We start from the raw sequence: 12,113 nt of genomic DNA on the forward strand, positions 1-12,113 counted from the left end.
AGAATAGGAAGCTATAAAAAACAGTCAAGACACATACAACGTGTACTTGACTGTTTTTTTAATAGAAGAAAAAATAGAAGATCTCAAATTAAATGTTTGTACCGAAGTAAAGCAATCACTACAAGTACAGCTGTTAAAGTAATACAGATATTTTCTACCTTTGTTCCCTTCCGGGTTCCGGTACTCATTAATCTAAATCGTAGCTTCCATTTGAATGGTGGCAAAGGCTTAATCCCGTTATTCGTCAAGGAATCTGCCAATAAATGCAGTAAGTACGCTATCCCTCCAGCCAGCCATATACTATCGCCATGCAAACGTGTCGTACCATAAAGCAGCGCGGTCCATGCTACTGTGCCATACACCGTGTGCGTCAATCCTCGGTGCGGAACAAGCGTACATATGATCAGCAGACACCCGGCGATATAATTCCACGGTGCATATGATTCCCCATACCAGGCTAGGCCGATACCAATTAGAAAAATGATCACTTTACGCATAGACCGTGAAGGCATAAAAGAAGCGCTGATCATCAGCAAAGCCAAAACAAGATTCCAGGGCGGCGGAGCCAAACGGGTGAAAAACACCCAACCCGCAGCCCCAATCATTAGAAGCTGTACGAGTCTAAGCATTTTGTTCGGTAACGCACGGCTAACAAGCATGGAGTTAGGCTCGTCAATATCAGGTAGCAATGAACCAACCACAGCGGCTGCCACGGCAGCCGGAGTCACTTCGTATCCACTTAAGGCTAATACCGACAGGGAGACCCCGGTTCCAATAATTAAATGGGCTCTTCCCATCATGATGCATAACATCCTTTCGTTGCAGCATACACAGAGTCGACATCACTCTATTTGAATCAGCATGATTCGATTGTATACGACAATCAAAACGAGAACAATAGTTCGCTTATTCTATTTAAAAGACTTCATCCAAAAGTCCTAGTTTCGCCCTCATTACTTAACCCTCCCCTTATTTTTTATCTGTACAGCCATTTCTTAAAAAACACACCATATGGCCCATAGGTAGGTCGACAAATATTCCCAACATTTTCTTTTTGCCTCAAAGTCCTATTGTACAATTTGGAATATTAGGTAATATAGTGTTTATATTTACTATATAAATCTATTAAATGAACAAGGAGGAAATGATTATGCGAGAAAAATCTCTGTTTCGAAAGTTCAAAACTATCGGTCTGACATCGTTGCTAAGTGTCGTATTGTTCGCCCTGCCCGCTTCAGCTGCTTGGAATGATACATACACCGGGTACGCCACATATACAGGATCAGGTTACTCTGGAGGAGCATTACTGCTTGACCCTATCCCTTCTGATGCCAAAATTACAGCGCTTAACCCCACACAACTGAATTATAACGGAATCAAAGCCGCATTAGCTGGAGCTTATCTGGAAGTTCAAGGCCCCAAAGGAAAAACGACCGTCTATGTAACAGATTTATATCCTGAGGGTCCGAGTGGCGCACTTGATCTATCTCCGAATGCCTTCAACTTGATCGGCAATCAAAAGGATGGAAAAATCAATATTTCATGGAAAGTTGTCAAAGCTCCGGTTAGCGGCAATGTCTCTTACCGCATTAAAGAAGGCAGTAGCCAATGGTGGGCAGCCATTCAAGTACGTAATCATAAATATCCGGTCTTAAAAATGGAAGTCCAACAAAACGGACAATGGCTCAATCTCGAAAAACAGGATTACAACCACTTTCTGGGTACTAACTTAGGAAAACAGCCTCTGAAAATACGGATTACGGACATTCGTGGTGTCGTACTGAACGATACCATCCCAGCTCTAGCGGAAAATGGCACAGGCCAAGCCTATATCGTTAAAGGTAATGTTCAATTTCCAGACTGATTGAAGTGCCGCCTCATCTTTGCTTCTTTTCATTTGAACCAATAAAACCGACCGGGAACCGACGCAATCTAGTTTGCGTAAACGTGTTCTCGGTCTTTTTACGGAAAAATCATTATTTTTCACAAAGAACCGGTTTGTTCACTGTCCTGTTCATAAGATCATACGTATAATGAATACATAAATAGGGTGTACTTTACAGCTACGTGCACACAGACAGGAGGCCTGTTCATATGAGCAATTTCAAAAAGCATCATAAGCTACACAGCAAATTGCTGGTCAGCATTACGTTATGTATAACACTAACATTGCTGGTATCCACCACTGTATATTATTTCTACTATATCCGCGTGGAAAAGGAGCAGGCGTTCGAAGCCAATCACAATAGCTTGACGTTGAGAAGCAAAGAGGTCATCAACATGACATCTATTGCTCAATCGTTGGCATTCCAAATGTACCGCAGCAGTACCCTATCCAAGCTGTTGTATTATCCCAAACCCAATGTATATGATGTAACCGCTGCCATGACCGAATTAAATAATTATCTTAACTCCATGCCGTATATTGAATCCATTTATGTGTATAACCCTAAAAGTGACACTTTCTACATTGCGTCATCACAAGGCCAAAACGGGTTATTCAGCAAACATGAACTGGCTGATACAGATATCATTCGCGTGCTCGATCATTATCAGGACTACAAACCCTTTACGCCTATCCCACGTACGTATCCGTTGCTGTCTGCCTCAGACTCCGGAGCTGGCCTAGAGCAAGCAAGCCCAGACATCGCAGCCTATACGTATTTATGTTATGACGCAATCAACTCGAACGAAGCGATAAATTCGGCAGTGATTGTGAATGTATCGGCGGCCTGGATGAACAAGGAAATGGCAGCGAGCCCCGTCTCAGGCGGGACCGCTTATATTTTAGACGATCAAGGCAGACTGTTATCTGGGACGACGTTGACAGACGAAGCTTTGAACGAAAAAGAACAGCTATGGCTGCATACCAGAGTCAAAAAACAGGAAACAGGCTATTTTGTAGAAGAATTTCATGGTAAAAGATCACTGATTTCCTATACTTCCCCGGATGGACTAGGTTGGCAGTATATTAGTGTCACACCATATGAAAGCGTTATCAAAATGGCGAGTGTTATTCGTAATGCCATGGTACTGATCGCAGCCATCATCGGAATGGCAGGATTTGTGGCTTCCTGGCTGCTGTCCAAAATGTTGTATACGCCTATTGGCCAAATTGTTGTGCATATGAATTCACTGGAATCGGAAAAACGCAACAGTATGTATACGATCCGGCAAAACATTTTACGGAATGTGATTCGGGGAATCCGAAATCTTCCTGCTGGTGAAGAACCGGAACGACTGCGCGAGCTCGGGATTACGTTCCAGTTCGACAAAGACTATCGCCTTGTACTCCTGCGCATAGATGAATATGCCCGATGGCAAAGCGAGCGTGGACCTGATCTGCTACCCTACAAGTTTGCAATCATGAATATCGCTTCCGAAATATGCGGGCAGACATACCGGGTGGAAACCGTTGATATGGATGAGGATAGCGTCCTGCTGATGCTCAATATTCTAGACCCCGCCGAACATACAGACACGGTACTACTGGAGACCCTATTACGCCAAATACGTGAAGCTTGTTTTGAATATTTGAAGCTGAGTGTATCACTAACCTACAGCGCGATTACCAATCAACCAGAACGGCTACATCTGCTGTACCGTCAGGTAGAGAACGCATCTATGCACCGTTTTTTTCAGGGTCATGGCTGTATTATTAATGCACGAAACACTACAGATGAAGATGTCCAAAATACTTATGTGTATCCATCGGATAAAGAAAAAAAATTGCTGGATACGCTGCTATCTGGTCATACGGAGGATACGCACCGGATGTTCAAAGATCTGTTGATGCATATGGAGAAATATCCGTTTTCCTCTGTTCGGGTGGCAATATCCCGGCTCATCATGAGTGTGAATAATGCCGTTCGGCATATAAGTGAACTCAATGGATTTGCTATCGAATCTAAACCTGAATTACCATCCGCAGATCGATTAGAGACCGCCGAGGATCTTATTGATCATTACCAATTGGTCTTTGATCAGATTCGCTCCAGTCTAGCGGAAAAACGAAATACGAAGCAAGAACGCTTGGTGCAACAGATCAATGAGCGAATGGAACAGGCCTATACAGATCCTAATTTCTGTCTCAATCAGATTGCGGAAGAGTTGGATTTGTCTCCAATTTATGTAAGTAGGCTTTATAAGCAACAAACCATGTCCACCATCGTAGACGTCATCCAGCAACTCCGTATTCGCAAAGCCTGCGAGCTGCTGGAACAGACCGACTGGTCAGTGGCTGACGTGGCAGAACAAACCGGGTTTGCGAGTAGCTCTTATTTCCACCGTATGTTCAAACGTAGCTTGGGCGTGACGCCCACAGATTTTCGCCGTTCTAAAGCGAATGCGCAATAGGCGACATCAAAAAAGCAAGCCTCCAATTTTCTGGAGACTTGCTTTTCTGCTTTGTATCACTGCTCTTATGTTTTACTTGATCCCCTTCTCCTTCACATAGGCTTCCCATTGTTTTGTATATTCGGTTTGAATTTTCTCTAAGCCAGCTTGGTTCGCCTTTTGCACGAAGGTCTCAAGACCTTGATCAACATTGTCGATCAGTCCAGCTTGGAGCGGGTACAGGTATTGCTTCTCAACCTGTTCCAACGCTGCTTTTTCTGCTTGGTAGGTCGTATAATCCTCTGCAAAGCCGGTAAACAGGTCAGGCTTCTGGATTTTATCCAGCTCAGCAAAAATCTTCTTCACACGGTCAAAACCTGAATCAAATAGCATGTATTCCGGGTTACGCCAAGCCCAGCTGTTCATACCTTCCCGTGAAAATCCATTCGTACTACCGCTACCTATCATTTGATAGTAACCATCTTTGACTTCGTAGTTTTTGCCTTCGATACCATATTGCGTAAGCAGGTTATAGCGTTTGTCTGTCACCAGCTTCTCATAAAAGGCCAATGCGCGGGCTGGGTTCGGGCTGCTTTTTGGAATTGCAAAACCATTATGAATCGGATGCACCGGAGTTGCATAGCCCGTTGTCAGCGGGAATGGATAGTACTCAAGCTTCCAGTCCGGGTGGGATGCTTTGAGCTTAATGACCATGTCATTAAAGCGGGTTGGATTGTCGCCGAAAATACTCGCTGCTTTACCAGAAGTGACTTGATCCTGAAGCGTATCTTTTACGTTTAATACGTTTTTAGGAATGAATCCTTTATCAGCCCAGCGTTTGTAAGTATTCAGCTCTTCTTTTTGTTCATCTGAGCCCCAAAACTTATATACCTCTGTTGGTTTTTCATATTTGATACCAATGCCATAAGGCAAAGCACCCACACTCTTTGTTACTAATTCGGTATATCGATCATGCAGATTTCCCTTGATATCGCTGTTCAGAGATACGGTTTTCATATTTGGCTCATGCTGACGTATCCCATCCATATAAGCCTCGTAACTTTTGATATCAGTCGGTTTAGGCAAATTGTACTTTTCGCGTAAATCCTCACGCCATACAAAACCGTTTGTGACATATTCTTTATACGTGCCAGGTACAGTATAAATTTTGCCTCCGATTTTAATCCCATCCCACATATCCTGAGGTACAAATTTTTGCAAGGCAGGTGCGGCCTTAGGCAGCAGATCGTCTAACGGCAGGAATGCGCCCTTCTTGGCATAGGCCTGATACTGCGTCCAATCTGCTGTGAAGATGAGGTCGATAGGCTGACCCGAAGACAATAACAGCTTATATTTTTGATCCCAGTCGGTCCACGTCGTATAGTTAAATTTGACGGTGGCATTCAGATCTTTTTCTGCCAACTTATTGATCTCTGCCTCAATGGTAGGCAGATCCTTAGGAGCATCACCCAGCATATAAAATTGCAGCTGTACTTTTTGGGATTTATCATCCTCTCCATTTGCTTTTTGTGCGCTGTTTCCGCTACCGCCTCCACATCCAGCTAAGAGCGCCATGATGACCATTACTGCAATCAGGACGGACATGCGTTGTTTTCTTTTCTTTGTGAATGTCATGTGAATCCTCCCTTTGAAATGGTAGTCTGTTTTAATAAAACGCTTACAAAAAGTGCTGCTTGGATGGCACGCCGTCAGCACGTCATGCCATCGCAGCTCTATAGTACCGCTTTATCCTTTTACCGCACCAATGGTCAATCCCTTGACAAAGTAACGCTGAATGAACGGATACAGTAGTAAAATAGGACCCGTAACCACGATCGCCATTGCCATTTTGGTCGACTCTGTCGGCATATCGTTGGAAAGGGACACTCCGGTACCCGCACCCATTTGAGCAATAAATTGCATGGAGTTAATTACATTATACAGATAATACTGCAACTGGTATTTGTGCGGGTCATTAATAAAGAGTGAGGATGAGAACCAGTCATTCCAGTAAGCCAAGGCCAGAAACAGCCCCACAGTGGCAATACCCGGTGTAGATAAAGGCAGTACAATTCGATAATAAATTTTAAAATCACCCGCACCATCAATTTTAGCAGACTCGAACAGCTCTTCCGGCATGGAGGAACGAATGAAATTTTTCATCAAAATAATCAGAAATGAAGTCATCAATCCCGGAAAAATAAGCACTGTATACGTATCGAGCAATCCTAAATACTTCGTAAGCATGATGTACCAAGGTACCAAGCCGCCTCCAAACAACGTCGTAAAGTAAATATAGAATGAAAACGCATTGCGGTATTTAAAATCTTTGCGTGCCAGCACATATCCCGCCATTGTCATCAGGAACAGGCCCAGCGTCGTACCTACAACCGTGGTAAAAATCGTCACCCCATATGCCCGCAACACCTCTTCAGGAAAGGTGAACACCGTCCGGTATCCTTCCAGCGAGAATTGCTGTGGAATAAAGTGATAGCCATCCCTGATAATCGATTCATTACTGGTTAGTGAAGCCGAGATAATAAGTAGGAACGGGAGTAAACAAGCAATGGATGCCACAATGATAACCACATAAGAAATAATTTTAAAAATCCGAGTGTATACATCCTCTTTGATCGCCATCCGCTTCGGTCCTCCTTTCTAGAATAAGGCATATTCGTCGTTCAACTTGCGGATGATATAGTTCACGGTCATGATCAGTACAAATCCGAACAAGGATTGGTACACGCCTGCCGCCGAAGCCATACCCACATCAAAAGTCACTTTCAAGGAACGATACACATAAGTGTCCAAAATATCTGTCGTATTGTACAGCACTCCGTTATTACCAATTAACTGATAGAATAGATCAAATTGTCCTTTCATAATACTACCCAGCGCAAATAACAACAGCACAACGAATGTTGACTTGAGCATAGGAACGGTAATGTACCAGATTCGTTGAAAAATGTTAGCTCCGTCTATTTTAGCTGCCTCATAATATTCGTCACTGATCCCTGTAATCGCTGCCAGGTAGATTACCATACTGTAGCCTAGATTTTTCCATAAGTAGAACAGGATAATCAAGAAAATCCACACCCATGGTTTGTTATACACATCCACGCGTTCACCGCCGAATTGCAGCAGCAGCGTGTTCAGAAAACCATTATCATAATTAAATATGTTATACACGATGACACTTAGAATAACGAAGGAAACAAAATATGGCAGAAACATCACAGATTGAGTGATCTTTTTAAAGTAGCGACCTCGCAACTCATTCAGTAAAATGGCAAGGACAATCGCTAACACGTTGCCGAGTAAGATAAAAGCCGCGTTGTATCCGACCGTATTCAATGTCAATTTTGTCAGCGTGCCGGATTGCCATAGAAAGCGAAAATTCTGGAGTCCGACGAACTGGGCCTCAAAAAGGCTGGTATTGAAGTCGAACTGGGTAAATGCATAATAGATGCCGACCATAGGAATGTATGAATTTATGAAGAAAAAGATTAAAGTGGGCAACAACATCAGAAATAATACTCGATTGCGGATCAGTTCATAGAAGAAACCGTGTTTCCTACCTGTTCCCAGCCTACCGTTCAAGCGGGAATCCGTCGTAAGCATTGCAGAATTTTTGGGCATAGGCTGATTCAATGTGAGTCACTCCCCCTCTATATACATTACCGACTGCAAGGTTTGTAGCATCGCCGCCGTATAACTATATAGTATGTAAGCGCATTCAAAATGAAAAGTGAAGCCTCTCATGCTTCATGAACAAAGGAGTGTCTAGAGGAGTGAACAATTCGGATATTTGTGAAGTTTTGTGTAATAAGAGGCGCCTGATCGACGCCTTAAGCCTATTATAAAGCACATTTGGACAATCTGCTCTATTCCTTTTGTCCACCCTGAAAAGTGGTTTCATCTTGTTTCACATGAAATCCAATTTTCTTGGCCTGCTCCAGCAACTCAGCAGCATTATCCTGCGGCTTATATCCGATTCGTTCTTCCAAGTAGCCAATATCATAATAATTATCCGTATTGGCTGATGTCCCATACAAATTAAGATAATTCATCTCTGAAGGGGCCTCGATACAGCAGACGGTCAGATGGATCATATCGCGCTCAGAGATCCAAATATGAGCAGCGCGCTCCGAATGCGGTCGATCATCCCCAGGAAAATTACCGATGCGGATATTCATTGAAGATATTTTGCCCTGATCGGCATATAGCCGTCCTAGCAGTTCAATGTAGCACTTACTCAATCCATAAAAACTATCTGGTCGGTAGGGATCTTCTACATCTATGGTTTCGCCAACCTTATAAAACCCCGTGGCATGATTGGAACTGGCAAAAATAATGCGTTTCACCCCATTTTTAACCGCAGCTTCATACAGCTTATAAGCTCCGCTTACATTGCCAGACAGCACTTTGCCGAGAAAGTCCCCTTCATCCTTAATCCATGCAAAATGTAGTACCGTATCCACTCCGTGTGTAAGCTCAGCCAATCTTGCAGCATCATGTATATCCAGTTCGACAATCCCTGCTTCTTCATCCCTCCTTACATCGGCGGCGGTTATTTCATATTTTCCTTCCGCTTTTAGCCCTTCATAGAGTACTTTCCCAATTGTGCCCGCCGCTCCTGTAATCAACAATTTCCGTGCCATCGTCCGCATCTCCCTTCTTCTTTGACAGTGTACCGTCATCCATAGCTTAACCAACTACCTAGAGAGGGAACCTTGTTACTATCATTCACTGCATTCTGTCACCTATAAAAAAGGACCCTGCTACCTGAGCAGAGTCCTTACTTGTTGCTTTTTTAAGATATTAATTTCAAGCTTGCCGCACTACCCTCACTCTGCGATTAACCAGATAAATGCTAAAGCCGATTAATACCAGACCGATTAGCAGAAAAGCCGTAATCGATTCGTGAAGCAGCATAGAACTGACAAATACTGAAATCACAGGCACCAAAAACGTATAGGAAGCGACCTTACTGGCATCCCCCGAATTGACCAACGTGAAATACAGCAGCCAGGATAGTGAAATTCCCAGCACAGTTCCGAATACCAGCCCTGACACATACGGAACATTCCACACGATGTCCGACCAGCTTTCCGTAACCGATCCAGCTCCTGTTAACACGATGCCTCCAAGCGTACATTGAAATGCGACCAGCCACAACGAATCCACACGCTGGTTGACCTTTTTCACATATACGGTTCCCAACGCCCAGCTCACTGCTGTAATAATGGCGATGATTACACCTGCGATAGCCACATGTCCTGAAAACCCTCCGACACTGACAGCTGCCACACCTAGAAAGCCAATGATCAATCCAATCACCTTGAGTTTGGACATTGATTCTCCCAGCCACATCCATGCAAAAATGCCGACCAGCACCGGCTGAAGATATACCAGCACAGAGAACAAGCCAGATGGAACATACATAAGCCCTACTGTTTGCAAACCATAAAACAGGACTACGTTAAAAATACCTGAAATAGCATACACTCGCCAATTTTCTTTCCAGCGAATACGATTCCATCTCGGTGCTAAAATCGCTCCCAATAGCAGACCACCCAACAGTGTGCGTAGCCCTGCAAACAAAAGGGGCGGCGTGTATTCCAGTGCAACTTTATAGATGGGCCAAGAAATGCCCCACAATACAACCAGTAGCGCGATCATCATTATCCGCTTGGCTGTCGTTAACTCTCCCATGATGCTCTCGCTCCTCTATGAAAAAAATCACTAGATTTTATATATTACGCCTACAAGACAACTTTATCAACAGAGGAATCCAGTCAATTGCCTATGTTACAATGTATCCAATAGATAAAACTTATAAGGATAGGAGGTTATCAGCACTTGATTTATTTCATCAAATTTCTATACAGCTTCGTGCTTCCTCCCGGTTTGTTTATCCTCGTGATGGCAGGGCTTGTAATCTGGCTATGGAAACGGGCGCGTAAACCTGCGATTGTACTGCTCCTTGTCACATTGCTGCTGTATATTTCATCGACCAATTTGGTTGGAGATGTGTTAATCCGTAGCCTGGAAAAGCAGTACCCACAGCCCCTTACCGTTCAAGGCGATGTTATTGTCGTACTTGGGGGCGGAGCTACAGAGGGAACTCCCGACATCAATGGACAGGGTAATCTGCTAGGATCTGCGGCCAACCGACTGCTCACTGCGGCTAGACTGCATGAAGTAACAGGTCTACCTATCCTTTTTTCCGGTGGACAAGTGTTTGGAGACAGTGGTAATGAAGCGAATATTGCGCAGAGGCAGCTATTAGGACTCGGTATTCCGGCAAAGGATATTTTCATTGAAAATCGTTCCTTGAATACACAGCAAAATGCCGTATATACCTCCAAAATCCTAAAACAGCACCAGCTCACAAAACCTATTCTGGTGACCTCCGCATTCCATATGCCACGTGCTGCACTGGAATTTCAGCGCGCAGGTATGCAAACGACAGCTTATCCAACCGACTATCTGGCAAGTGAAAAATTGTCACTGTATGCTGCCAAGCTCTCACCGTCTGCTGGGGCCATATCTACAACCGGGACAGCCCTCAAAGAGTATTTAGGAATTTTGGCGTTAAAGCTTAAATAATGTTGATACACAGGTGTAAAACGGACACAGCACAAACAAGCGTCTTGCGCCCGCAGTTTATAAGCCAGTAAGCGATCAAGACGCTTGATCTACCATTACATATTCTAATGCAAGAAAATTTCCGATATTTGTTCTTCTGAAATAACTTTAAAGCCTTCCCTTTTTAACAAAGCCGAGGTTACCCCGTTGCCTGCGATTTTACGGTTTTCGAATGCCCCATTATAGATCGCTGCCGACCCACAGGACGGACTATTTTCTTTTAAAACAATAAGTGACGCGTTAACCTCTCTGGCTATATGCAGAGCTTCGTACGCACCTCTAATGTACATATCACTGACATCCTTGCCTGAAAACTCGATCACCTTGGCTGTGCCACTCAGCACATCCTCCCCTGTCCCTCCAACAATCTCAGCAGGCTCTCTCGGCGTCATAAAGCCCCCAAGTAGCTCAGGGCAGATCGTCATTGCCTTTTTTTCCTCTACCAACTTCTGAATATGTACATCCAGGCTATCCGTCCCGTTATATCGCACCTTCATGCCTGCCAAACATGAACTTACCAGAATCATTAGTTCACCTCATATCCATTGCTTTCATATTAAGTAATTAAAGTATAAACAAATTTTCTCAAAGAGTCATCGTGCGAAAATTTAGACTCGCCACTACGTCCGCGCTCCGTCAGGATATTCGTCCAGCTGATGACATAATCATAATCCTGTATTCAAATCTCGTTGCCTTCCTTTCAGTCCCTATAGGATCATGGAGTGATACGTCTTTGCGTGTTTTTTTCAGAGATTGCAAATGCATCAGGATCTCATTTTCTATACAACGAGCTGCAAATATTGCTAACTTGGTGCCTTTCCCATTCTGAAAGCTTTTAATGACCTTGATCAGTCCGATGGTACCGATGGATATAAGATCCTTCAAATCTTCGCCGGTGTTATCGAATTTAAGGAAGGCGGAACGTTTAACTCATCCAAAATAATCTGATAAAAACAAGCCTGAGGCGCATATTGGGCAGCACTCCGGCTTATTTTTATATGTTGAGGTTCATCCTGCTCGTAAGTAAAATAAATTAACTCTTGCTATAAGTCATAATTTTAGATATATTATTAATTAAATAATCAATCATTTAATTAATGAAAGTTTAGTTTAAAGAAAGGGGAATA

The 12,113-nt window shown here is 43.6% G+C and carries 10 protein-coding genes and 1 pseudogene; 3 read left to right on the plus strand and 8 right to left on the minus strand.

Annotated elements, in window-relative coordinates; all coding sequences use genetic code 11:
* Nucleotides 1–83: 83 nt before the first annotated feature.
* Entirely contained in the window at nucleotides 84–800 is a 717-nt protein-coding gene (locus OIU26_RS03965; RefSeq protein ID WP_058710248.1) for a metal-dependent hydrolase, read from the minus strand.
* A 350-nt stretch (nucleotides 801–1,150) separates the two neighbouring features.
* Here OIU26_RS03965 and OIU26_RS03970 point away from each other — a divergent pair, with 350 nt between their 5' ends.
* Both OIU26_RS03970 and OIU26_RS03975 read left to right on the plus strand, forming a co-directional pair.
* Complete coding sequence (locus OIU26_RS03970) at nucleotides 1,151–1,864, plus strand: expansin EXLX1 family cellulose-binding protein (protein ID WP_040103278.1); 714 nt, start codon at nucleotides 1,151–1,153, stop codon at nucleotides 1,862–1,864.
* Between the two features lie 230 nt (nucleotides 1,865–2,094).
* Nucleotides 2,095–4,356, plus strand: a complete 2,262-nt coding sequence (locus tag OIU26_RS03975; RefSeq protein ID WP_264215986.1) for an AraC family transcriptional regulator — start codon at nucleotides 2,095–2,097, stop codon at nucleotides 4,354–4,356.
* A 72-nt stretch (nucleotides 4,357–4,428) separates the two neighbouring features.
* Here the strand turns inward: OIU26_RS03975 and OIU26_RS03980 are convergent, their stop codons facing one another.
* The 5 genes from OIU26_RS03980 to OIU26_RS04000 all read right to left on the minus strand — a co-directional run bounded on the left by OIU26_RS03980 (nucleotide 4,429) and on the right by OIU26_RS04000 (nucleotide 10,050).
* Complete coding sequence (locus OIU26_RS03980; protein ID WP_264215987.1) at nucleotides 4,429–5,970, minus strand: extracellular solute-binding protein; 1,542 nt, start codon at nucleotides 5,968–5,970, stop codon at nucleotides 4,429–4,431.
* A 111-nt stretch (nucleotides 5,971–6,081) separates the two neighbouring features.
* Entirely contained in the window at nucleotides 6,082–6,975 is an 894-nt protein-coding gene (locus OIU26_RS03985; protein WP_264215988.1) for a carbohydrate ABC transporter permease, read from the minus strand.
* An 18-nt stretch (nucleotides 6,976–6,993) separates the two neighbouring features.
* On the minus strand, nucleotides 6,994–7,986 hold the full coding sequence (locus OIU26_RS03990) for an ABC transporter permease (protein ID WP_013372218.1): 993 nt from the start codon (nucleotides 7,984–7,986) through the stop codon (nucleotides 6,994–6,996).
* A 233-nt stretch (nucleotides 7,987–8,219) separates the two neighbouring features.
* Complete coding sequence (locus OIU26_RS03995) at nucleotides 8,220–8,996, minus strand: NAD-dependent epimerase/dehydratase family protein (protein WP_264215989.1); 777 nt, start codon at nucleotides 8,994–8,996, stop codon at nucleotides 8,220–8,222.
* Nucleotides 8,997–9,162: 166 nt separating this feature from the next.
* Nucleotides 9,163–10,050 (minus strand): DMT family transporter, encoded by an 888-nt coding sequence (locus OIU26_RS04000; protein WP_013372220.1) that lies wholly within the window; start codon nucleotides 10,048–10,050, stop codon nucleotides 9,163–9,165.
* Between the two features lie 147 nt (nucleotides 10,051–10,197).
* Here OIU26_RS04000 and OIU26_RS04005 point away from each other — a divergent pair, with 147 nt between their 5' ends.
* Nucleotides 10,198–10,947 (plus strand): YdcF family protein, encoded by a 750-nt coding sequence (locus tag OIU26_RS04005; RefSeq protein ID WP_264215990.1) that lies wholly within the window; start codon nucleotides 10,198–10,200, stop codon nucleotides 10,945–10,947.
* Nucleotides 10,948–11,051: 104 nt separating this feature from the next.
* Here the strand turns inward: OIU26_RS04005 and OIU26_RS04010 are convergent, their stop codons facing one another.
* Together OIU26_RS04010 and OIU26_RS04015 are read right to left on the minus strand one after the other, a co-directional pair.
* Entirely contained in the window at nucleotides 11,052–11,513 is a 462-nt protein-coding gene (locus tag OIU26_RS04010) for a DUF523 domain-containing protein (RefSeq protein ID WP_165079547.1), read from the minus strand.
* Between the two features lie 155 nt (nucleotides 11,514–11,668).
* Nucleotides 11,669–11,895, minus strand: a pseudogene (locus OIU26_RS04015) (sigma factor); the annotation flags it as partial.
* Nucleotides 11,896–12,113: the final 218 nt, after the last annotated feature.

It is taken from the genome of Paenibacillus sp. BT-177 (assembly GCF_025846815.2).
Taxonomy (GTDB): Bacteria; Bacillota; Bacilli; order Paenibacillales; family Paenibacillaceae; genus Paenibacillus; species Paenibacillus polymyxa_C.

Coding starts and splice junctions, on each gene's coding strand:
- OIU26_RS03995 (WP_264215989.1), bottom strand. CDS start 8,996: ATGGCACGGAAATTGTTGATTACAGGAGCGGCGGGCACAATTGGGAAA.
- OIU26_RS03965 (WP_058710248.1), bottom strand. CDS start 800: ATGATGGGAAGAGCCCATTTAATTATTGGAACCGGGGTCTCCCTGTCG.
- OIU26_RS03980 (WP_264215987.1), bottom strand. CDS start 5,970: ATGACATTCACAAAGAAAAGAAAACAACGCATGTCCGTCCTGATTGCA.
- OIU26_RS04010 (WP_165079547.1), bottom strand. CDS start 11,513: ATGATTCTGGTAAGTTCATGTTTGGCAGGCATGAAGGTGCGATATAAC.
- OIU26_RS04000 (WP_013372220.1), bottom strand. CDS start 10,050: ATGGGAGAGTTAACGACAGCCAAGCGGATAATGATGATCGCGCTACTG.
- OIU26_RS03970 (WP_040103278.1), top strand. CDS start 1,151: ATGCGAGAAAAATCTCTGTTTCGAAAGTTCAAAACTATCGGTCTGACA.
- OIU26_RS03975 (WP_264215986.1), top strand. CDS start 2,095: ATGAGCAATTTCAAAAAGCATCATAAGCTACACAGCAAATTGCTGGTC.
- OIU26_RS03985 (WP_264215988.1), bottom strand. CDS start 6,975: ATGGCGATCAAAGAGGATGTATACACTCGGATTTTTAAAATTATTTCT.